At 71.5% G+C, this 21,678-nt stretch carries 16 protein-coding genes and 1 pseudogene; 11 read left to right on the forward strand and 6 right to left on the reverse strand.

Annotated features, from left to right (window positions below; genetic code table 11):
• Nucleotides 1–68 precede the first annotated feature (68 nt).
• Nucleotides 69–1,520, forward strand: coding sequence for an amino acid permease (locus BM085_RS07330; RefSeq protein WP_093886251.1), 1,452 nt, complete (start codon nucleotides 69–71; stop codon nucleotides 1,518–1,520).
• Between the two features lie 102 nt (nucleotides 1,521–1,622).
• Here BM085_RS07330 and BM085_RS07335 read toward each other — a convergent pair whose 3' ends face one another.
• Complete coding sequence (locus BM085_RS07335) at nucleotides 1,623–3,296, reverse strand: heparinase II/III family protein (protein ID WP_093886252.1); 1,674 nt, start codon at nucleotides 3,294–3,296, stop codon at nucleotides 1,623–1,625.
• Between the two features lie 545 nt (nucleotides 3,297–3,841).
• On the opposite strand from BM085_RS07335, the gene BM085_RS07340 reads away from it, so the two are divergent.
• The 7 genes and pseudogenes from BM085_RS07340 (at nucleotide 3,842) to BM085_RS07370 (ending at nucleotide 11,576) form a co-directional block, all read left to right on the forward strand.
• Entirely contained in the window at nucleotides 3,842–4,123 is a 282-nt protein-coding gene (locus BM085_RS07340; protein ID WP_093886253.1) for a heavy-metal-associated domain-containing protein, read from the forward strand.
• Nucleotides 4,124–4,262: 139 nt separating this feature from the next.
• Nucleotides 4,263–5,690, forward strand: a complete 1,428-nt coding sequence (locus BM085_RS07345; RefSeq protein ID WP_093886254.1) for an MFS transporter — start codon at nucleotides 4,263–4,265, stop codon at nucleotides 5,688–5,690.
• Between the two features lie 110 nt (nucleotides 5,691–5,800).
• Nucleotides 5,801–6,082, forward strand: coding sequence for a metal-sensitive transcriptional regulator (locus BM085_RS07350; protein WP_093886255.1), 282 nt, complete (start codon nucleotides 5,801–5,803; stop codon nucleotides 6,080–6,082).
• 50 nt (nucleotides 6,083–6,132) lie between these two features.
• Nucleotides 6,133–6,345: a heavy-metal-associated domain-containing protein gene (locus BM085_RS07355; RefSeq protein ID WP_093886479.1), complete on the forward strand. Its 213-nt coding sequence runs from the start codon at nucleotides 6,133–6,135 to the stop codon at nucleotides 6,343–6,345.
• On the forward strand, nucleotides 6,342–7,346 hold the full coding sequence (locus BM085_RS07360) for a hypothetical protein (protein ID WP_093886256.1): 1,005 nt from the start codon (nucleotides 6,342–6,344) through the stop codon (nucleotides 7,344–7,346). The genes BM085_RS07355 and BM085_RS07360 overlap by 4 nt, the downstream gene beginning before the upstream one ends.
• A 30-nt stretch (nucleotides 7,347–7,376) precedes the next feature.
• On the forward strand, nucleotides 7,377–9,614 hold the full coding sequence (locus BM085_RS07365; protein ID WP_093886257.1) for a heavy metal translocating P-type ATPase: 2,238 nt from the start codon (nucleotides 7,377–7,379) through the stop codon (nucleotides 9,612–9,614).
• 189 nt (nucleotides 9,615–9,803) lie between these two features.
• Nucleotides 9,804–11,576, forward strand: a pseudogene (locus BM085_RS07370) (excinuclease ABC subunit UvrA).
• 139 nt (nucleotides 11,577–11,715) lie between these two features.
• Here BM085_RS07370 and BM085_RS07375 read toward each other — a convergent pair.
• Nucleotides 11,716–13,245, reverse strand: a complete 1,530-nt coding sequence (locus tag BM085_RS07375; RefSeq protein ID WP_093886258.1) for a peptide MFS transporter — start codon at nucleotides 13,243–13,245, stop codon at nucleotides 11,716–11,718.
• 422 nt (nucleotides 13,246–13,667) lie between these two features.
• On the opposite strand from BM085_RS07375, the gene BM085_RS46750 reads away from it, so the two are divergent.
• Nucleotides 13,668–13,802, forward strand: a complete 135-nt coding sequence (locus BM085_RS46750; protein WP_281249829.1) for a hypothetical protein — start codon at nucleotides 13,668–13,670, stop codon at nucleotides 13,800–13,802.
• Between the two features lie 19 nt (nucleotides 13,803–13,821).
• On the opposite strand, the gene BM085_RS07380 is transcribed toward BM085_RS46750, so the two are convergent.
• A complete protein-coding gene (locus BM085_RS07380) occupies nucleotides 13,822–15,240 on the reverse strand; it encodes a PI-PLC domain-containing protein (RefSeq protein ID WP_093886259.1) in 1,419 nt (472 codons plus the stop codon).
• Nucleotides 15,241–15,551: 311 nt separating this feature from the next.
• On the opposite strand from BM085_RS07380, the gene BM085_RS07385 reads away from it, so the two are divergent.
• Nucleotides 15,552–16,022, forward strand: coding sequence for a DnaJ family domain-containing protein (locus BM085_RS07385; protein ID WP_093886260.1), 471 nt, complete (start codon nucleotides 15,552–15,554; stop codon nucleotides 16,020–16,022).
• A gap of 141 nt (nucleotides 16,023–16,163) precedes the next feature.
• Here the strand turns inward: BM085_RS07385 and BM085_RS07390 are convergent, their stop codons facing one another.
• From BM085_RS07390 to BM085_RS46755, 3 genes are all read right to left on the reverse strand, one after another.
• Nucleotides 16,164–17,174: a coiled-coil domain-containing protein gene (locus BM085_RS07390; protein WP_093886261.1), complete on the reverse strand. Its 1,011-nt coding sequence runs from the start codon at nucleotides 17,172–17,174 to the stop codon at nucleotides 16,164–16,166.
• 352 nt (nucleotides 17,175–17,526) lie between these two features.
• Complete coding sequence (locus BM085_RS07395) at nucleotides 17,527–17,895, reverse strand: BlaI/MecI/CopY family transcriptional regulator (protein ID WP_012890304.1); 369 nt, start codon at nucleotides 17,893–17,895, stop codon at nucleotides 17,527–17,529.
• Nucleotides 17,896–18,108: 213 nt separating this feature from the next.
• The gene (locus tag BM085_RS46755; protein WP_093886262.1) at nucleotides 18,109–20,061 is read right to left on the reverse strand and encodes an FUSC family protein; all 1,953 of its coding nucleotides are present in this window, start codon (nucleotides 20,059–20,061) and stop codon (nucleotides 18,109–18,111) included.
• A 349-nt stretch (nucleotides 20,062–20,410) separates the two neighbouring features.
• On the opposite strand from BM085_RS46755, the gene BM085_RS07405 reads away from it, so the two are divergent.
• Nucleotides 20,411–21,646 carry a YncE family protein gene (locus BM085_RS07405; protein ID WP_093886263.1) on the forward strand — a complete coding sequence of 412 codons (1,236 nt, stop codon included), beginning with the start codon at nucleotides 20,411–20,413 and terminating at the stop codon, nucleotides 21,644–21,646.
• The last annotated feature ends 32 nt before the right edge of the window (nucleotides 21,647–21,678 follow it).

Genomic DNA, 21,678 nt, shown 5'->3' on the forward strand with positions numbered 1-21,678 from the left:
TAAGAGCCCTTCACCGGACTCGATATCGGGTCAAGACAGTCCGCTGGGGTCTGCGGAGAGGATGCGCCATGGCCATATTTCGGTCGGGATCAGGCGTACTGCGCCGTAAACCCATCGAACACATCGAGGAACCGGAGGGCCGCAGGAGCGAGCAGCTCACCCGCGTGCTGGGGCTCTGGCAGCTCACCGCGATCGGGGTGGGCGGCATCATCGGCGCGGGCATCTTCACGCTCGCGGGCACGGTCGCCAACGGCACGGCCGGTCCCGCGGTCGTGGTGTCGTTCCTGATCGCCGGGATCGCGAGTGCGGCGGCGGCACTGTCCTACGCGGAGTTCGCGGGCCTCATCCCGAAAGCGGGGTCGGCCTACACCTACAGCTACGCGGTCCTCGGCGAGCTGCCGGGCTGGTTCATCGGCTGGGACCTGCTGCTGGAGTACACCGCGATCGTCGCGGTCGTCGCCATCGGCATCTCCGGCTACTTCTCGTTCCTGATCAGCGACCTGGGCGCGCAGCTGCCCGCGTGGATGCTGGGGGCGCCGGGGACGGGGGAAGGGCACCGGGTCGACCTGTTCGCCGCCATACTGTGCCTGCTCATCGCGTACCTGCTGAACCTCGGCATGAAGAACGCGGCCCGGTTCGAGACGGCCGTCGTCGGGCTGAAGGTCGCCGTGGTGCTGATGGTCGTCGTCGTCGGCTTCTTCTACATCAACTCCGACAACTACGTCCCGTTCTTCCCCTACGGCGTCGGCGGCGCCATAACCGGGGCGGCCACGGTCTTCTTCGCCGTCTTCGGCTACGACGCCATGAGCACGGCGGCGGAGGAGTCCAAGGACTCCCAGCGCCACATGCCGAAGGCGATCGTGTACTCGCTCGCCATCTCGATGGTCCTGTACGTGCTGGCCTGCCTGGTGCTGACGGGCATGCAGAAATACACGGAGATCGACAAGGAGAGCGGCTTCTCCACCGCGTTCAAGTCCGTGGGCCTGAGCCGCCTGGCCGACGTGATCGCGGTCGGGGCGATCGTCGGCATCCTCACCGTGATGTTCACCTTCATGCTCGGGGTGAGCCGTGTCTGGTTCTCGATGAGCCGCGACGGCCTGCTGCCCAAGTGGTTCGCCAAGACGCACCCGACGCGGCACGTGCCGACGCGCGTGACGTGGATCGTCGGCATCGCCTCGGCGTTCATCGCCGGGTTCCTCCCCATCCGGGAGGCCGCGGAGCTGACCAACATCGGCATCCTGCTCGCCTTCGCGGTCGTGTGCACGGCGGTGATCGTGCTGCGCTACCGGCAGCCCGACCTGCCGCGGACCTTCCGCTGCCCCGGAATGCCGCTGGTGCCCGCGATCGGCGTCGTCTTCTCGCTCTGGCTGATCACCTTCCTGCAGTGGCAGACGTGGGTGCGCTTCCTGGTGTGGTTCCTGATCGGCCTGGTCATCTACTTCGGATACTCCTACCGGCACTCCGAGCTGGCCAAGGGACAGGCCGCGTACGGGGGCGGGGTTCCGCCGGACGAGCCCTGACGGCGCCGCCACCCGCCCTCGAAAACCGGCGTGCCCGCCTCCCCGGCCTGGCCGCCGGACCGGAAGGCGGGCGGCGGCCGGGCAGGCGGGGGCGGGAGACCGTCAGAAGAGCCCCGTGGAGACGCCGGCCGTGAAGGAGACCGTGCCGTCCGGGGTGCGGACCCGCACGTTCCCGCCGGAACAGGAGATCTCCGGGTCGGCGGCGCCCGGCACGATCACGGTCAGCAGGGCTCCCGCCGCCGGGGAGACCACCGTCGGGACCTTGATCCTCTTCAGGTAACCGGGCGAGATCTCCCCGGACCGGACCGACTGGCCGCCTATCGGCCTGCACGCGGGCATCTCCAGCTGGATCAGCGACGCCCGCCAGCCTCTGTCGGCCAGCACCACCCTGCCGCCCCCGGCGGCGGTCGCGCTGAGCGTGGGGCCGAGGTGCCACAGCGGGCGCACCTGCCGCCCCCGCGGGACCGCGTCCAGTACGGCCATCAGATCCGTACCGTGCTCGACCAGCACGGACCGGGTACGGGTGAGGCCGTAGGCCTCGTCGGCGAACCGGAAGGACTGGCGCGTACGGCCGGCGGTCTCCCCCAGCAGGCGTGCCGCCGTACCTTCCCGGAAGTCCGCGCCGACCACGACGGGAACGTTGTGGGCCTGCGGCGAGAGCGTCCACCGCTGGTAGGGCGTCTTCTCGTAGGAGTGGAAGCCCGCCTCCACCAGGATGTCGCGCCGCCGCGCGTGGTAGGTCACGCCGAGATGGTCCTCGTGCCCGTGGAGCGCGCGCCCGGGGCCGAACCTGATCGAGTAGTAGGCCGAGTCCGCGTCGTTCCAGGCGGTCCTGCCGAAGACGTAGCCGCCCGTGAACACCTTCACGGTGTCCTCTCCCGTGGAGATCCCCTTGGGGCGCAGATCGGCCGGGCTGTCGCCGATGGGCGCCAGGCGGCCGTCGGGCTGGGTGGCGTGGGCGATGTAGTCCTCCAGCGACCGCCACCGCCGGGTGAGCTCGGCGGGCATGCCGACCCCGCAGTCCTTGATCTCGTCCATCGCGACGCGCATCCGCTGATGGACGTAGAGCCCGTAGCGCGGCGCCTGCTCGCGCAGCACTCCCTGCGCGTCGATGGCGAGTTCGGCCGAGGCGGTCATCCGGCGCAGCGCCAGTGCCGTCCACTCCTGCTCGCCGAAGCGGCAGCCGATGCCCAGCAGCGCGATGTCCTGGTCCAGGCCGTGGTTGTGGCCGCCCTTGTAGAGGGCGGCGTCGGCCAGGATCCCGGCGTGCTCGGCCAGGCTGGCGGCCAGCCAGTCGTCCTTGACGTGAGCGCTGAGGCAGACCAGGGCCGGGGCGCGGAGCGCGACCGGGTGCTCGGCCCAGGCCCACGGGCTGATGCCGGCCTTTCCGCGTGGGTTGTCGCGCACCCAGTCCCTGGCGATCTCGGCCGCCCGGTCGAGGTATTCGCGCCGCCCGGTGGCCTCGTAGTCCACGACCAGCCGTCCCATCCACCGCAGGGTGTGCAGGTTCAGCGCCCACGAGCGGTTCCGGTAGGGGTCGGCACGCCAGTCGATGTCCCTGCCCAGCTCCACCGGGGGAAGGCCGACGAAGGCGACCCGCCCTCTCATCGCGTCGGTCCCCGGCACGGTGGAGAACTGGCCGCGCGGGCAGGTGACCCTGCCCCGGCTGTCGGCCAGGGAGAACTCGACCGGCCCGCAGGCCAGAAGGGTCAGGAAGGTCAGGACGGTCAGGGCGAGTGCGCCCAGTCCGATGATCCCCCGTTTTTTGTCAAGCAAGTGATTGCTCCATCAAAAGGCGCGAGCGGCCCCAGCGCGCTCGCGACATGGAAGGACACGATCTCCCGGTGGGCGAGGCCCCTCGCTCACCGGGAGGTTTTCAGGGAGCTCCGGAGAGCCCCGCCGGACCGGCGTCCCGGCCCGGCGACCCGTTCACGGCAGGGGGCACAGGCCCCCCGGAACCGGCGTCCGCGGCTCCCGGCACGGGCCGCGGCGCCGCGCGGGAGCGCTCGGCGACCCGCACGGGAGCCGCCGGATGCCGCCGCCCCCGGCGACCGCCGCGCGCCCGGCCGGCGTTCTGATCATGAACTGTTAGATGCGCGACACCCCGGGGTTGTTCTCCATCGGCACGTCTTTTCGCGGCGGGATCGGGTGCCGCCGGATTCTCCCGGCGAGATCGGGGCCGCCGGACGGCGGGAACGTGTGACCCCCGGCGCCCGCCCGCCCGCGGCGCGGTGAATCCCGGGCTTGAGAAATAGAACCCCCTAGGGGTATGTTACGGTCACTGACATACCCCGCCGGGGTACACGTGAGAGGAGAAACCCATGTGCACGGCATGCGCGTGCGGCACCCAGGACAGCGCCTCCGCCCAGGTGGAGATCACTGAAGGCAGGACCTACACGGTCAGCGGGATGACCTGCGGCCACTGCGTCTCGTCGGTCTCCGCCGAGATCGGCGGCATCGGCGGAGTGACCGGCGTCCAGGTCGACCTGGCCACCGGCCTGGTCACGGTCAGCGGGGCGACCTTCTCCGACGAGGAGATCCGCGCGGCCGTGGACCGGGCGGGTTACGCGCTGGCGGACACCTCACCGGCCAGCGTGTCCTGAGAACCAGCGTGTCCTGAGAACAAGTGGTGGGCGTGCATTGGCGTGCACGCCCACCGCGGGGCCGGTCCGACTCGAATCACACCAATCCCCCACCACGCATCCTGCCACCCGGCGGGACGCGAGAAACCAGGAGTGCGGCATGAACGCCGTCAACCCACGCAGGTGGCAGGCACTCGTCGTGCTCGCCGCCGCGCAGTTCATGGTCATCATGGACACCTCCATCATCGGCGTCGCCCTGCCGGACATGCAGCGCGATCTCGGCTTCTCCCAGGGCGACCTGCAGTGGGTCTTCAACGCCTACGTCATCGCCTTCGGCGGCCTGCTGCTGCTCGGCGGGCGGCTGTCGGACCTGTTCGGCGCCCGCAAGATCTTCACCATCGGCTGGATCATCCTGATCGCCGGCTCGATCGTCGCCGCGGCGGCGAGCGACGCCTGGATCGAGATCGGCGGCCGCGCCGTCCAGGGCGTCGGCGGGGCGCTCATCGCCCCCGCCTCGATGACGCTGCTCATGATGCTCTTCGGGCACAACCCCCGCGAGCTGGGCAAGGCCATGGCCCTGTACGGCGCCGCCGCGCCCGCCGGAGGCACCGCCGGAGTGTTCCTCGGCGGCGTCATCACCGAGTATCTGAGCTGGCCGTGGGTCTTCATCGTCTACGTTCCGATCGGCCTGGCCACCCTGGCCGCCGTCCCCGCGCTGCTCCCTGCGACGCAGGGCAAGCGGGGCTCGGTCGACGTGCTGGGCGCGATCGCGGTCACCGCCGGTATCGCGCTGGCCGTCTACACCATCGTCAGCGCTCCTGAGCAGAGTCTGACCGTCACGCTGATCGAGGGCGTGGGCGCCGCCGTCCTGCTCGGGCTGTTCCTGGTCATCCAGCGCAGCGTCCGCGAGCCGCTCATGCCGCTGAAGATCTGGAAGGCCCCCGGCCTGGCCACCGCCAACCTGGCGATGGCGCTTCTCGGCGCGGCCTGGATCCCGATGTGGTATTTCCTCAACCTCTACCTGCAGCAGGTCCTGGGGTACGGCGCCTTCCCCAGCGGGGCCGCGCTGCTGCCGATGACCATCGCGATCATGATCTTCATGATCGGCGTCACCGCCCGGCTGCTCGGCCGTTTCGGCGCCAAGCCGCTCATCGTCGTCGGCCTGGTGATCCTGGCGCTGGGAGTCGCGGGGCTGTCCCTGGTGCGGCCGGACGGGGCGTTCGCCTCCGATGTGCTGCCCGCGTCGCTGGTCGCGGCGGTCGGCATGTCGCTGGCCTACATCCCGGCGATGATGTCGGCCATGTCGGGGGCGCGACCGGAGGAGAGCGGCCTCGCCTCGGGCATCGTCAACACCACCTACCAGGTCGGCTCGGCCCTCGGGCTGGCGGTCATGACCGCGATCGCCACCTCCCGGGGGGCCGCCGAGCTGGGTGACCCGCACATGCTCACCAACGGTTTCCAGGGCGCCTTCATCGGGGCCGGAGCGGTGGCGGCGCTGGGCGCCGTGCTCACCCTGCTGCTCATGCGCGGGCGCCGGTCGGCCTCCCGGCCGGACGCGGGCACCCGAGCGGAGTCGCTCGACGCGTAGGGAGCGGGATCGCTCCCGGACGGTACCCCCCACCCCCACCGGAATACCTTAGGGGGGTACCGTGTTGTTACGGATGAACCGATGAGACAAGAGTGACCGGAGGCGGGGAAATGGCCGGATACAGCGACACCAAGCAGGACCACCTCCGGCGGCTGCGCCGGATCGAGGGCCAGGCACGCGGGCTGCAGCGCATGGTCGAGGAGGACAAGTACTGCATCGACATCCTCACCCAGGTGTCGGCGGCCAACCGGGCCCTGCAGTCCTTCGCCCTCGCCCTCCTGGAAGAGCACCTGGCGCACTGCCTGGCCGACGCCACCGCCAAGGGCGGCCCCGAGGCCGAGGCCAAGATCAAGGAAGCCTCCGACGCCATCGCCCGCCTCGTCCGTTCCTGACCGACTCACGGATCCGCACATAGGGATCCACGCAAAGAAGGATGATCATCATGAGCACCACCACATACATCGTCAAGGGCATGACCTGCGGCCACTGCGTCAGCTCGGTCACCGAAGAGGTCGGCGGGGTCCCCGGCGTCACCGGCGTCAAGGTGGACCTGGCCACCGGCCTGCTCACCGTCGACGGCGAGGGCTCCACCGACGCCGCCGCGATCACGGCCGCCGTCGAGGAGGCCGGATACGAAGTGGTGACCCCGTCGTGAACACACCCGCCAAGCTCGGCGCCTACGTCCTCGGACTCGCCGTGATCTTCGGTGGAGCGCTGGGAGCCGGCAGCGCCGTGGGCTCCGTCAGCCCCCCGCCCGCCACGGACGGCCACCAGGTCCATACGCCCCCGTCCCCCGGCCAGGCGGCCGACGGCCACGGAGCCCACACGGAGACGGCCCCGAGCCAGGCCGCCACCAAGACATCCATCCCCGGAGGGCTTCAAATGTCCCAGGACGGCTACACCCTGACCCCCGAGACCACGACGGTCAAGCCGGGCGAGGCCACCGACTTCCGGTTCACCGTGACCGGCCCCGACGGCAGGCCGGTCACCGGCTACCAGGTGCAGCACGACAAGAAGCTGCACTTCATCGTGGTCTCCCGCGACCTGGGCAGCTTCCAGCACCTGCACCCCGAAGAGGCCGGGGGCGGCGTGTGGTCGGTGAAGCTGACACTGCCCGGAGCGGGCGCCTACCGGGCGTTCGCCGACTTCGCCCCCGAGGGCGGCACCGGCCTGACCCTCGGCGCCGACCTGCACGCGGAGGGCGACTACACGCCCAAGGCGCTGCCCGCCGCCGGCCGTACGTCCACGGTCGACGGCTACACCGTCACCCTGGACGGCGACCTGACACCCGGCGCCTCCAGTAAGCTCACCCTCAAGGTGAGCAGGGACGGCAAGCCTGTCACCGACCTGCAGCCCTACCTGGGCGCCTACGGCCACCTGGTCGCGCTGCGCGCCGGAGACCTGGCCTACCTGCACGTGCACCCCGACGGGGAGCCGGGCGACGGGAAGACGCCCGCCGGACCGGAGATCACCTTCTACGCCGAGGTGCCCAGCCGGGGCGACTACCGTCTCTTCCTGGACTTCCAGCACGAGGGGACCGTGCGCACCGCGGACTTCACCGCCCGCGCCGGGGAGCTCCCGGCACCGGCCGCCCCGAGCCCGGAGCCGACGGCCACACCGTCCACGTCCGGCTCGCACGGCGCCCACAACCACTGACGCAGGCATGAAGAGCGAAAGGAGCAGGTGATGTCCTCCCTCACCGACGACAGGCCCCCAGGCGCGGTCGAACTCTCGATCGGTGGCATGACCTGCGCGTCCTGCGCCAACCGGATCGAACGCAAGCTGAACAAGCTCGACGGCGTCACCGCGACCGTGAACTACGCCACCGAGAAGGCCAAGGTCACCTTCCCCGAGGGAGTGGACCCCCGGACGCTGATCGCCGAGGTGGAGAAGGCCGGCTACACCGCCGAGCTGCCCGCCCCGCCCAGCGCCGAGGGCGCGCCGCAGGAGCCTCGCGACGAGCTCCGTTCCCTGCGCGACCGGCTGATCACCTCCGTGGTGCTCGCCGTGCCGGTGATCGCGATGGCGATGATCCCGCCCCTGCAGTTCACCAACTGGCAGTGGCTGTCGCTGACGCTCGCCGCGCCGGTCGTGGTCTACGCGGGCTGGCCGTTCCACAAGGCCGCCTGGACCAACCTGCGCCACGGCGCCGCCACCATGGACACCCTGGTCTCGCTCGGCACGATCGCGGCGCTGGGCTGGTCGCTGTGGGCGCTGTTCTTCGGCAGCGCGGGCACCCCGGGCATGACGCACCCGTTCGCCTTCACCATCGAGCGCACCGACGGCTCGGGCAACATCTATCTGGAGGCCGCCGCGGGCGTGACGGCGTTCATCCTGGCCGGGCGTTACTTCGAGGCCCGCTCCAAGCGCCGCGCGGGGGCGGCCCTGCGCGCCCTGCTGGAGCTCGGCGCCAAGGACGTCGCCGTGCTGCGCGACGGCCGCGAGGTCCGGATCCCGTCCGACCAGCTCAAGGCCGGCGACCGGTTCGTGGTCCGGCCGGGTGAGAAGATCGCCACCGACGGCGTGGTCGAGGAGGGCTCCTCCGCGGTCGACGCCTCGATGCTCACCGGCGAGTCGGTGCCGGTGGAGGTACGGCCCGGCGACACCGTGACCGGCGCGACCGTCAACGCGGGAGGCCGCCTGGTCGTCCGCGCCACCCGCGTCGGCTCCGACACCCAGCTCGCCCAGATGGCCAAGCTGGTCGAAGACGCGCAGACCGGCAAGGCGCAGGTGCAGCGGCTGGCCGACCGCATCTCCGGGATCTTCGTCCCGATCGTGATCGCGCTGGCCGTCGGCACGCTCGGCTTCTGGCTGGGCACCGGCGACGGCGCCGGCGCGGCCTTCACCGCCGCGGTGGCCGTGCTGATCATCGCCTGCCCCTGCGCCCTGGGCCTGGCCACCCCGACCGCACTGCTGGTCGGCACCGGCCGGGGCGCCCAGCTCGGCATCCTGATCAAGGGCCCCGAGGTGCTGGAGTCCACCCGCACCATCGACACCGTCGTGCTCGACAAGACCGGCACCGTCACCGAGGGCAGGATGACCCTCGTCGACGTGCACCTCGCCGACGGCGAGGACCGCGACGAGGTGCTGCGCCTGGCCGGCGCCCTGGAGCACGCCTCCGAGCACCCCATCGCCCAGGCGATCGCCCGGGGCGCGGCCGAGCGGGTCGGCGAGCTGCCCGCGCCCGAGGACTTCGCCAACGTCGAGGGGCTCGGCGTGCAGGGCGTCGTGGACGGGCACGCCGTGCTGGTGGGCCGCCCCCGGCTGCTGGCCGAGTGGTCGCAGCACCTGCCCGTCGAGCTGGAGCGCAAGCTGGCCGAGGCTCAGGCGGCCGGCCGTACGGCTGTCGCGGTCGGCTGGGACGGCCGGGCCCGCGCGGTCCTCGTCGTGGCCGACACCGTCAAGCCGACCTCGGCCGAGGCGATCAGGCAGCTGCGCGCCCTGGGGCTGACCCCGGTGCTGCTCACCGGCGACAACGAGGCCGTCGCCCGGTCCGTGGCCGCCGAGGTGGGCATCGACGAGGTGATCGCCGAGGTGCTGCCCGCCGACAAGGTCGACGTGGTCAAGCGCCTGCAGGCCGAGGGCCGGTCGGTGGCCATGGTCGGCGACGGCGTCAACGACGCCGCCGCGCTCGCCCAGGCCGACCTTGGCCTGGCCATGGGCACCGGGACGGACACGGCCATCGAAGCCTCCGACCTCACCCTGGTCCGCGGCGACCTGCGGGTGGCCGCCGACGCCATCCGCCTGTCCCGCCGTACCCTGCGCACCATCAAGGGCAACCTGTTCTGGGCCTTCGCCTACAACGTGGCCGCCCTGCCGCTGGCCGCGCTCGGCCTGCTCAACCCGATGATCGCCGGAGCCGCGATGGCGTTCTCCTCGGTCTTCGTGGTCAGCAACAGCCTGCGGCTGCGCGGCTTCAAGTAAAGCCGCCGCTCCGGACGGACAGGCGCCCGTACGGCCTCCAGCACCGCGCTGGGGGCCGTACGCGTTTGCGGTGACGCTGCTTGTACGGCCTCGCGGGCTCGACGACCTACAGCGCGCGGTCCGCCGGTGGAACGGCACCGGGCCGGGACGCGCCCGCCGGACGGCCCGCCCGATCACGCGACGGATCCCATGATCCGCGTGCGGGACGCGCGGGAGCACAACCTGCGCCACGTCGACGTCGAGGCGCCGCGGGACCGGATCGTCCTGTTCACCGGGGGTCGGGCTCGGGGAAGTCGTCCCTGGCCTTCGGGACCGTCTACGCCGAGGCGCAGCGACGCTACCTGGAGTCCGTCACCCCCTACGCCCGGCGGCTCATCGAGCAGGTGGGGGCTCCCAAGGTCGGCGACATCACCGGCCTCCCCCCGGCGGTCGCCCTGCGGCAGGCGCGGGGCGGCGGCAGCACCCGCTCGTCGGTGGGCACCGTGACCCACCTCTCCAACGTCCTGCGGATGCTGTTCTCCCGTGCCGGCGCCTATCCCCCCGGCGCGGAGCACCTGGACTCCGACTCCTTCTCGCCGAACACCCCGATCGGGGCCTGCCCGCACTGCCACGGCCTGGGCCGGGTGCACACGGTCAGCGAGGAGAGCCTGGTTCCGGACCCCGGCCTGAGCATCCGTGAGGGCGCGGTCGCCGCCTGGCCCGGCGCCTGGCAGGGCAAGAACTACCGCGACATCCTCGTCGAACTGGGGGTCGACGTCGACCGTCCGTGGTCGGAGCTGCCCGCCGAGCGGCGCGAGTGGATTCTGATGACCGACGAGCAGCCGGTCGTCACCGTCCACCCCGTGCGTGACCCCGGCAAGGTGGCCCGCGACTACCAGGGGACCTTCTCCAGCGCCCGGCGGTATGTGCTGCACACCTACGCCACGACGAAGAGCGCCTCCCTGCGCGCGCGGGCCGCCCGGTTCCTGCTCTCCTCCCCGTGCCCGGTGTGCGGGGGCAGACGGCTGCGTCCGGAGGCGCTGGCCGTACGCTTCGCCGGCCGGGACATCACCGAGATGGCGGCCCTGCCCCTCCGGCTGGCTGGAACTGCGCGGCATCACCCGGCACAACCTCCGCGACCTGGATGTGCGCTTCCCGCTGGGCACCTTCACCGCGGTCACGGGCGTCTCGGGCTCGGGGAAGAGCACGCTGGTGAGCCAGGTGCTGACCGGCGTCGTCGCTGAGCACCTGGGTGCCGACGCCGACGACCCGGGACAGCTGGGCGCCCGCGAGGGCGAGGACACCGGCCGCTTCTCCTTCAACGTCCCCGGCGGACGGTGCGAGAACTGCCAGGGACAGGGGTCGATCTTCATCGAGATGCTGTTCCTGCCGGGCGCGACCGCCCCGTGCCCGGTCTGTCACGGCGCGCGCTACAACCCCGAGACCCTGCGGGTGACGGTGGCGGGGCGCTCCATCGCCGACGTGCTCGACATGACCGTCGAGCAGGCGCGCGACTTCCTGCGGGACGTCCCCGGCGCGGTCAGGAGCCTGGAGGTGCTGTCGGAGGTCGGGCTGGGATACCTGCGGCTGGGTCAGCCGGCGACCACCCTGTCCGGCGGCGAGGCGCAGCGCGTCAAACTGGCCAGCGAGCTGCAACGCGTGCGCAGGGGCCACACCCTGTACGTCCTGGACGAACCGACCAGCGGACTGCACCCGGCCGATGTCGACCTGCTGGTGGCACAGCTACGCGGGCTCGTCGCGGCGGGGAACACGGTGGTGCTCGTGGAACACGACATGGACGTGGTGGCGGGCACGGACTGGGTGATCGATCTGGGGCCCGGCGGCGGTGAGGCGGGCGGGCGCGTCGTCGCGGCCGGTCCGCCGCACGTGGTGGCGGGTGCGCGGGACAGCGTGACGGCTCCGTACCTGGCCCTCCGGCTGGCTCGCCGGGAAGGCGGGCGGCGGGGCGTGGCCGCCCGCTGACCGCGGCGCGCTCGTTACGCCGGCCTCCCGGGCGTCGCCGGCGACGCCCGGGGTCCCTCGGACTTCGGCGCCCCGGGGTCCACCGAACTTCGGCGCCCCGGGGTCCCGCGAACTTCGGTGGAGGAGGCGAGCGGCCCGGTCAGCCCACCGTGGCGCCCACGTGATCGTCCGTCGCCAGCGCGCGGCTCAGCGCCGCGCGCCGGAGCAGGAAGCCGAGGCCGACCAGCACCGCGACAAGACCGAGGCCGAGGTAGTAGGCGGTCTCGGGAACGACCTCGCTCAGGCGCACGACGCCGCTGCCCAGTCCGCCGCCGAGCGCGGCGAACAGCCAGTAGACGCCGACGACCCGCCCCATGAACGGACGGGGGAGCACGTCGGCCAGCGCCGAGATGCTCACCGCCGCGACGACGACCTCACCGCAGGCGTGCGTCAGGTAGACCACGATCAGCCAGAGCGGGGAGATCCTCGTCTCTCCGGCGGCGAGCGCGGCCGCGACCGACATCACCAGGAAACCACCGCCCACCAGCAGCAGCCCGGTGGCGAACTTGATCGCGACGTGCCGCCGCCCGCCGATCCGGGGCAGCACCGAGGCGATCATCGGCGCGAGCACCAGGATGAACATCGGCGTCACCGCCTGCAGCCAGCCGGCCGGCACGGTGAAGCCGACCACGTCGAGGTCGACGTGGTCGCGTGCGAACAGATTGAGCAGCGACGCCGCGTGGGCGATGATCATCCAGAACAGCGTGCTGCCCAGCAGCACCGCGAGGAAGGCGCGGAGCCGCCGCCGGTCGGCCACCCCGAGCTCCGGGTTCCGGTACAGCGTCAGGTAGCCGACGGGCGGCACGATGACGGTCAGCACGCCGGTGATCATGATCGCCGTGCTGGGGCTGAGCACGCCGGCCAGCGCCATGACGACGAGCAGCCCGGCCAGCACCACGCCGGCCGCGGACGTCCGGGTGAGCAGGACGCGGCGTTCCCCGGGCGTGAGCGGCCTCGCCGGCCGGGCGCCGACACCGTGGAACTGCGCCCCGGTGGAGGCGAACACCACACCGGTGGCGATCACGGCCACCGCCGCCACCGAGAACGCGAGGTGCCAGCTGACCCGCTCGCCGAGGAAGGCGGTGACCAGCGGCGCCAGCAGCGCGGAGACCTGGACGCCGACGTACATCAGCGAGATGCCCGACTCGCGTCCTCTGCTGCCGCCGAACATCAGGTTGATCATCGCTTGGTGGTTCGGCTTGAACAGGCCGCCGCCGACCGCCAGCACGCACAGTCCGACCGCCGTCATGACGCCGGTCGGGATCGCCAGGAGCAGGTAGCCGAGCCCGCTGAACACGCACCCGGCCAGCAGCGCGGGCCGCTGGCCCAGCAGCCGGTCCCCCGCCCAGCCGCCCGCCATCGACAGGATGAACATCAGGCCGATCCACGCCCCGAACAGCGCCGCGGCATCCGCCCTGGCCAGGCCGAGCCCGCCCGCGGCGCGGGAGGCCGCGGCGTACAGCACCAGGATGGCCTGCATGCCGTAGAAGCCGAACCGTTCGAGCGCGTCGGTGGCGAAGAGCGTCACGTACCAGCGCGGCATCGCGCGCACCGACACCGCGCCGTCATACCGGCCGGCGGCGTCGTGGCTCTCGCCGGGACCGCGGGTCACGGGCCGCTGGGAGCTCATGAGCCCTCGACCCCGTCCGCCCGGAGCCCGCAGACCCGGCCGGGCGCGGCCTCCGCCTCCAGGCCGCGACCGTGGCCTCTCGCCTCGTCCATGCGCTTTCCTCTTTTCGCCACGAACCTTTGACGACAGCACTACGGGCACGTGCTCGAGGATCCCTTGGGGGCTCCGGGCAAGATCATCGAACGGCGGGAGGCTTCCACCGCGATTCGAGTGAGCTTCCAACCCGCCGAGAGCCGGCGGACGGCCGCCGTGAGACGGCGACACCGGGTTCGACGTCGCCGGTACGCGGGTGTGCACGGGTCGATGACCGGCATGCTGCAGGAGCGCGCCATCCGCTTCGGCATCGGCAGTGGCCTGTTCGCCCAGGCCGACTACGATCCCCCGCGGAGCTGGGAGCGCGTCCACCAGCCGGTCCTCGCGCTGTGGGGAACCCTCGACCGGGAAGCGATGCCCGCCGCGAGCTCGGCCGGGGGGACCGGGTACGGCTCGGCCTGGCTCTCGCATCGGCGGTGGCGTTCGTGCCGTGGGCGGCCTACTGGGGCCTGCTCATGCCCTGAGATCCCGCCGGTGGAGGCGTTACCGGACGGCGCCCAATCGGGTGAGGAGGCTCTCGTACCAGGCGTCGTAGGGGTGGTTGGTCGCCGGGTGGTTGGCCGACGGGGTTGTCGCCATGCCCGCCGTGTCGAAGTCCCAGCCGCGCACGAGCCGCCCCGCCTGCCGTGCCGAGGTGATGAAGGCGGACTCCGTCGCCGGTGCGGCGTAGAACAGGGCGCCCTGCTGGAGCTCCGCGCTGTCGCCCTTCTGGAACTCGTCGAAGGCTATCTGCCGGTAGCGGATGCGATCGCCGGTGAACCTGTCGGTGTCTACGCGCAGGGTCCGCGCCGGAGTCGGACCGTCTGCTCCGGTCCACACGTGCACGCTCGAAGTGCCGCGGATCGAGGTGGTCTTGTCGAAGCGAGCGTCGGAGGTCTTCGTGTTCCCGCGCCACGAGACCGCCGACGTGCCGGTGTCCAGTACGCCGTCCCAGCGCCAGTTCTGACTGCTGCTCTGGCTACGGTGGATCTCGCGCAGCTCCGTGCCGGCCGGGTCCGTGAACGCGACCGACGGCAGGACACCGTTGTCGTATTGGCGGCTGGGGGACCAGCTGATCTCGCCGTCCGCGCCGAGACGGCCGACGCGATACCACAGCGTGGTCGCGTTCTGGGACTGGTGGACCTCGACCAGGTCGCCGTTGTCGTTCAGCGCGACGGCGGGTGTCCGGCCGGTGTCGTACTTCCCGTGCCGGAGCCAGGTCACTCGACCGTCGTCGTACGTGCCGGTCCAGTACCAGAGCACACCCGAGCCGGAGTCGTGCACCTCGACGATCTGCCCGTTCGCGTTGAGCGCGACCGCCGGGTCATGGCCGAGGTCGCATCTGTACTCCGTGCGGCTCTTCCCGTTGCCGGACAGCAGAGGAAGTACGCGTCCGCGCACCGCGTCCAGTGACGGTGGGCTCGCCGGGTAGTCCTCGGCCGTCAGCAGCCGCGGCCCGAAGACGGAGACGAGCTCCTGATTGAGCGCGGCCAAGTTGCCGGCGGCGAACGACGGGTTGTCGGTCAGATCGTCCTTGAGGTCGAACATGACGACGAGCGGGGCGGCGGCCGGATGCTGCTCGGACCAGGTGTTGATCACGTTCAACCAGTCGCGCAGAAGGTTTGAAGCCGGGTTGCCGGAGTGGTCGACCAGATCACCGGGCGAGTCGTGGCCGATGGCGTAGTCGTGCGCTGTCGCGTACCCGTTGTCGTGGACATCGAGCTCGATGAAGCGAACGCCGTGGTCGAGCTGGTGGACGATGGAGTTCTTGGCGCCGTCGACGTTGCCGGAATAGCTGTTGTGCGTGGCACGGAAGATCGCCGACGGTAGCGGCAGGTCCGTGTCTGCTCGGGCGTTCTCGCTGATCAGCAGCACGGACGCGGCTATGGCGAGCACGGACAGCAGGGCCCTTGAACGGATCATCCTCGGATCCTCACGTCGGGGGGATGGTGCTGATGAGGGCGGGCTGGGCTTCGGGGCACGATCAGAGCCGGGCCGGGGTGTGGCCGGTCATGACCGGCGGCCGGCGACGAGGTGTTCGCCTCCCTCCGCTGAAGCGCTGAGCGTCCGCCCGCTGGGCTCGTTGTGGAACGACTCCTGGACGTAGATCATGCTCCGGACTTGTCGAGGATCTGTCCAGCGTCTCCGGCGGGGTCGCGCCTTCCTCGCCGCCCTCCTGGCATCGCTTGGTTATCCTCGAAGGTGATACTGATCGCGGCCTGGGAGGTGAAGGTGTGACGGAACGCAAATCACCCGGAGTCAGCTTCGAGACGTGGATCGACCGGCAGATCCGTGAGGCCACCGAGCGCGGGGAGTTCGACGACCTGCCGGGCGCGGGCAAGCCCATTCCCGGCGAGGGCAGGCCGCAGGACGAGATGTGGTGGATCAAGCAGAAGATGCAGGCGGAGAACCTGTCGTTCCCGCTGCCGGGGACGCTCGCGCTACGCAAGGAGGCCGAGGAGTCCCGGGCGGCGGCGGTCGGCGCCCGGACGGAGGCCGAGGCTCGCAGGATCATCGAGAACATCAACGACAAGATCCGTGAGAGCTACGGAAAGCCCCTGTCCGGTCCGCCGCTTCTCCAGCCGCTCATCGATGTGGACGAGGTCGTCGGCGATTGGCGGGCCCGCCATCCCGCCGAGGAGAAGCCCGCCCCTGAACCGCCTCGCGGCAGGCGCTCCTTCTTCCGGAGGATCATGCACGGCTGAGCCGTGGCCGGCGCCGTTGCCGTCCGGCGAGGACCGCGGGCGTGGAGCGATCGACGACGCCTGGGAGGGCACCGGGGATCCGGGATTCGCCCTCATCAGAGGGACAAAACCCGCGTGAGTACGGGTCAGCCGCCTCGAACATCAGTAGACCGAGATGTGAGGGTGGTCGAAGTGGTTGGCGGTGGTGCCGCCGCGGTCGGACATGGTCCGCCAGCTGCCGGTGCGGACGTGCCAGATCCGCTGGCGGAAGATGATGTACATGATGCCGAGCCGCCGGGCGTTCTTGATGGCCCATGCCGCGATCTCGTGCCCGCGCCTGGTCTCGTCGCCGGAGGGCATGCCTCCTCCGCGGCTGAGCATGAAGTCGCAGGCACGGCCGAGGGGATGCTCCCCGCCGCCCGCGATGCCGCCGTCGGCCCGGTAGCAGCCGATGCCGAACCGCGGGCCGAAGCGCTGCGCGATCAGCTGCCGGACCAGCCGCATCCGCGGTGTGATGTTGTCCGGCCCCGAGGGCAGCTGGGGAACCCAGGTGCCGTCGGCCCTCCTGAGCCCCGGGGTGGGGTAGAGCTGGTCGATCCTGTCCTTGATCTGACCGATCAGTCGCTCCGCGCGCTTCTTCTGGCCGTCGAGCTTCTTGAGCGACGCGCGGAGCGCGTCGGCGCGCTGCTCGGCCATCTTCTGCGCGCCCCGGTGGGAGTCACGGATCTTCGCGAACCCCTGCAGCTTGGCGTCCTGCTCGCTCACGATCTGCTGGGTGAGCGCCAGGCGGTTCAGCAGGGCGCCCGGGTCGGGGTTCCCCAGCAGCGCGACGGTCATGCCCATCCCGCCGCTGCGGTACTGCTCGACGGCCAGCATGCGGATCTCCGCCGCCGCCCGGTCGAATTCCCGCTGCGCGCGCTTGAGGTTGCCTCGCGCCACCTTTTCGGTCTTCTCCACTTTCTGCAGCTCGATCCGGCCGTTGTAGTACTCGGTGATCATGGCCTCTGACTGCTTCTGCAGTTGCGCCAGCTCCTTGCGGAGCTTCTTGGCGCTGGGCTTGGGGTCGGCCTGACCCGCCGACGCCAGACAGGCGCACAGGATCACAGCGGTGAGCGCCGAGATCAGGGTTCGGAGTACGTCGTGACGTCGAATCCCGCGGGACGCAGCCGTCACGCTTCTCCCTTCCCCTGAGGTGTGGGGCGCCGGCTGTGGCGTGTCGAGCCGGGGCGCCCCTCGTCCGATGGACGGTAGTAGAGGATGATGCCCCTAGGGCGACCGTTGTGCCAAATCAGACATTTAGTGCCTTGAGTGGAGAGATTTCCCCTGAAATCGCTCTGACTTGGCCTATCACCACCACTACGAGGCATCGTTGTCGATGACGATTCCCTCCGGGGAAGGCCGTCGGCGGACGCCCGGGCCGGCTGCCGCGGAACCCTGGGGGCCGAGAGTCAGCGGGGCGGGCCCATGGACCTTCTACGCGACCGTCACACCGGGCTTCCCGCCCGACGGACCTCCGCCACAGCCCTCATGCCCGGCTTCCGGGTGGATAGACCTTCAGGGCGGCCTCGAGCGCGGCGGCCTCCTCCGGGCTGAGGCGCTCCAGGAAGTGCACCAGCGTGGCCGCCTGGTTGCCGCCCGAGGCGAGCGTGGCGCGCATCAGCTCGGCGGTGTATGCCTCCTTGGTGGCGACCGTCCGGTAGATGTAGGCCCGGCCGACCGGCTCCCTGCGGAGCAGGCCCTTGGTGTGCAGCTTGTCCATCACCGTCATGACGGTGGTGTAGGCGATCTCCCGCTCGCGGCGGAGATCTTCGAGCACGTCCCTGACCGACGCGGGCCGACGGTAGGACCACAGCCGGTCCATGATCGCCGACTCCAGGTCTCCCAGACCACGCATCGCGCGCGACTCCCATCTACCTGCCGATCATCTGATGCTACCGGGCGTCGTAGAGACCCGCCATGCCTCGATCGCGCGGACCGCTACGGCGCACCCGCCTCCAGTGGCACCGCGGCCACCGGCGCCACCGGGCCCACACCGATCGCCCGTAGTAGGTCACATCGCGCCGGGCGGGACCCCTGCCCGGCGCGACCGGCCTCCCTCGGGCCCGCATCACCTTCCGTCCCCGGTGCCCGCGCCGTCCCCGCCGCCGGTGTCCGGGTGCTCCCCCGACACGGTGTCGCGCAGGCCCTGGACGGCGGAGTTCACCCGCTCCAGGGTCTCCTCGTCGGCGAGCTCGGGCTTTCTCGGCGTCCGCCCCGCGCGGACGTCGGCCGCGATGTCCTCCAGGGACGTCACCAGAGCCTCGACGGCGGCGCCCGACGGCGGCGGCGCCCCGTGTTCGGTGCGCGCGACCGTGGCGGCGGTCGCGTCGGCCACCTGTTCCAGCGCGGTCATCGCGGGCATCCAGGTGGTGATGCGCCGGCTGACCACCCTCGGCTCGGTCACCGCCCGCTGGAAGACCGTCCGCAGGTCGGCGAGGGCGTCATAGGTCCTGCGGCGGAGCAGCGCCCTGCCGGGGTCGTCCGGGTCGAAGGCGTGCCGGATGTAGTGCGCGGTGGCCGACACCGCGTCGGCGAACCTCGGCCCGACCGGCGCCTCCCAGCTCGCCGGCCACGGCAGATATCCCAGCAGGAGAACGATCACGCATCCGGCCAGGGTGTCGACCAGCCGGACCTCCGCCAGCATCGGGCCGCCGCGGGTCAGCAGGTCCACCAGGAGCAGGACCAGCGGAGCCTGGAAGGCCGACATCAGACCCCAGTTGCGTTGCATGCCGTACGGCATGAGCGCCGCGAAGACGGCGATCGGGACCAGGAGCGCCGGGCCGTACGGCACCGTGAGGAGCACCACGGTGCCGATCAGCGTGCCCGCGAGCGTCCCGAGCGCGCGCTGCACGGCACGCGCGAACACCGACCCGAAGTCGGGCTTGAGCACCAGCGCGACGGTCAGCATCACCCAGTAGGACCGCTCGAACCAGCCGAACTCGCTCACCGCGCCGGCGACGCCCATGCAGAGCGAGAGCCGGACCGTGTAGACGCGGGTGAGGTGCCCGTACCACATCTTCTCCCACAGTTCCCGGAGCCGCCAGCGGTACCCGACCGGCTCGTAGGGCACCTGGTCGGCCGCGATGTCACCGCCGGAGACCAGCTCGACCGCCCCCCGCGCGCCGGAGTGCAGGGCGCGCAGGGCCGGTGAGTCGCACGCGTGCCGCAGCGCGTGCGGCTCCGGCCCGCCGGCGAGGGAGTCGGCGACCTCCTCCACGGCGGCCGCCAGGTCCCCGGGCGGCTCGCGTTCCTCCTGGCACAGCGAGATCAGCGCGTTGCGGATCAGCGAGGACTGGTTCAGCAGGGCGACCAGGCGGGTGCGCTCGGGATCCGTCCCCGCCGCCGCGGAGCGGGCGCTGAGCACGGTGTCGTAGCCGTTCTTGAGCGCGGTGTCGAACGCCGTCAGGGTGCCGAGGCCGCGGTCGGCGAACAGCCGGGTGAGGGCGCGGTAGACCGCGATGACCGCGGCCTCCTCGGCGGCCCGGGGATGCGCCGGCCAGTGGACGAGCGCCAGCGCGAGGGCCCACAGCGCGCCCAGCAGAAACATCAGCGCGTGCGGGCCGGGCGGTCCCGGCAGCGGTATGCCGGTGCCGAGCACGGTCATCACGAGCAGCTGGAGCCCTGCCGCCGAACCCGCGCCTCCGCCCGTGCTGAGCAGCGCGGACACCAGCGAGACGGCCACCACGACCAGTACGGTCCACCAGCCGTGGCCGCGGGTCAGGGCGCCGGTGAGGTATCCCAGCGCGCCGGCGGAGCCGGCCGAGCTCATCAGGATGATCCTGGCCCGGTAGGACCCGCCCCGGTCGGCCATGGCGGTGGACATGGCTCCCATGGCGGGCAGCAGGCCGAGCGCGATCTGCCCGGCGGCGAGCCCCACGAGGAGCGGGGTGGTCACGGCCACGGCCATGCGCAGCATCGGCTCCCAGCGCAGCGCCGCCGGCGCCGGCCGTACCGTCTCCACCAGCCAGCCCGGGGCGGCGTCGGTCAGCCGGTCGGCGGCCCGCCGGAAGAACGGTGACATCGCTGACCGCGCTCAGCGCGCCGGTCCGCCGGGACCGGCCGGTCCGTCCGCCGGGCCCGGAGCCTCCGGTCCCGTGGTGCTCGCTTCGCCGTTCACGGGCGCTGTCCTACCCGCCCGCCCATCCGGCTTATCCCCGCGTTCACCGACGAACATTTGACCGTCCGCCGACCCGGAGCGCCTCCCCCACCCGGTTGTCAGGCGGAGACAATCCCGCCGCGTGAATTGCTGACGCGCCCACAAGCGCCCGTCCGCGGGCGCCTGTAGCGTTCTCGCCTGAACGGATTCCGGCCGTCGGGGCGGGTGCCCCCTCCCGCTCCGGCGACCGGTCCCGCGGCGCGAGCTCACGGAAGTGCCCATCGACCGAGAGGACGGCGACACCGTGCGCGCACCTTCCCTGAAATCCGTCATGCCGCTCTCCGCGGCCGCCGTCCTGCTGGCGGCCCTCGTCGGCCCCGCCACCGCCGCCCGGTCGGCGTCCCTGCGGGAGGTGCTCCTGGTGGGCAACGCCCAGGGCGGAACGGTCAGCTTCGTCGACGGCCGCACCTACCGCAACCTGGGCTCGTTCGACGCGGTCCCGGATCTCGACGAGCGCCTGAGGGCGATGAACCCGGTCGAGCGCGCCGGATACGAGGCGGTCAACCGGATCCAGGGATACCGCAAGCTCGTCGACGACATGGCGGTCTCCCCCGACGGGCGCACGCTGTACGTCTCCCGCGGCAACCTGGCGGACGCGGTCGCCTTCGACCTCGCCGGCCGGAGGATGCTGTGGCGCTACAAGATCGAGGGCTTCAAGGCCGACCACGCGGCGCTCTCCGCCGACGGCAGGCACTTCATCGTGTCGGCGACGACGGCCTCCGCGGCGCAGGTGATCGACACCGCCACCGGCCGGCTCGTGACCGACATCCCGACCGGCACCTACCCGCACGCCAACGACTACTCCCCCGACGGCAGCCTCCTGTACAACTCCAGCATCGGCGTCACCTCCCTGCCCCGGTCGCTGAACGCGCTCAAAGGCGCCCGGCAGCTCACGGTCGTGGACGGCGCCACGCTGAAGGTGATCAGGAGACACACCTTCGAGTACGGCATCCGCCCCGCGGTGTTCACTCCCGACAACCGGACGATGTACGCCCAGTTCTCCTACCTCAACGGCTTCGCCGAGGTCGACCTGACCACCGGGAAGATCACCCGGAAGGTGGAGATGCCCTTCAGCGAGGCGGGCGGCAGGCTCGCGGCCGACGACTACCCGCAGAACTCCGCGCACCACGGCATGGCGATGTCGGCGGACGGCGGCGAGCTCTGCGTGGCCGGCACGATCGACGACTACGTGGCGATCGTCGACCGCCCCGGGCTGACCACGCGGGGCTACGTGCACTACGACACCGGCAGCCTGCCGTACTGGACGGCCACGGCCGCCGACGGCCGGCACTGTTCGGTGTCGCTCAGCGAGAAGGACATGATCTCGGTCGTGGACTACGAGACGGCGCGCGAGGTGGCCCGGGTGCCGGTGGGCGACTTCCCCCAGCGTGAGCGGCTGGGACAGGTCTCCGAGGACGTGATCGGCTCCCTGGACGCCGCCGCGGGATGACGGGCGGTCCGCACCGGACGTTTTCACGCGGC

Origin of the sequence: Streptosporangium canum, assembly GCF_900113865.1 — a bacterium.
Lineage (GTDB): Bacteria > Actinomycetota > Actinomycetes > Streptosporangiales > Streptosporangiaceae > Streptosporangium > Streptosporangium canum.

Coding starts and splice junctions, on each gene's coding strand:
- BM085_RS07330 (WP_093886251.1), top strand. CDS start 69: ATGGCCATATTTCGGTCGGGATCAGGCGTACTGCGCCGTAAACCCATC.
- BM085_RS07375 (WP_093886258.1), bottom strand. CDS start 13,245: ATGAGCTCCCAGCGGCCCGTGACCCGCGGTCCCGGCGAGAGCCACGAC.
- BM085_RS46755 (WP_093886262.1), bottom strand. CDS start 20,061: ATGTCACCGTTCTTCCGGCGGGCCGCCGACCGGCTGACCGACGCCGCC.
- BM085_RS07380 (WP_093886259.1), bottom strand. CDS start 15,240: ATGATCCGTTCAAGGGCCCTGCTGTCCGTGCTCGCCATAGCCGCGTCC.
- BM085_RS07345 (WP_093886254.1), top strand. CDS start 4,263: ATGAACGCCGTCAACCCACGCAGGTGGCAGGCACTCGTCGTGCTCGCC.
- BM085_RS07340 (WP_093886253.1), top strand. CDS start 3,842: ATGTGCACGGCATGCGCGTGCGGCACCCAGGACAGCGCCTCCGCCCAG.
- BM085_RS07395 (WP_012890304.1), bottom strand. CDS start 17,895: ATGCGTGGTCTGGGAGACCTGGAGTCGGCGATCATGGACCGGCTGTGG.
- BM085_RS07350 (WP_093886255.1), top strand. CDS start 5,801: ATGGCCGGATACAGCGACACCAAGCAGGACCACCTCCGGCGGCTGCGC.
- BM085_RS07365 (WP_093886257.1), top strand. CDS start 7,377: ATGTCCTCCCTCACCGACGACAGGCCCCCAGGCGCGGTCGAACTCTCG.
- BM085_RS07355 (WP_093886479.1), top strand. CDS start 6,133: ATGAGCACCACCACATACATCGTCAAGGGCATGACCTGCGGCCACTGC.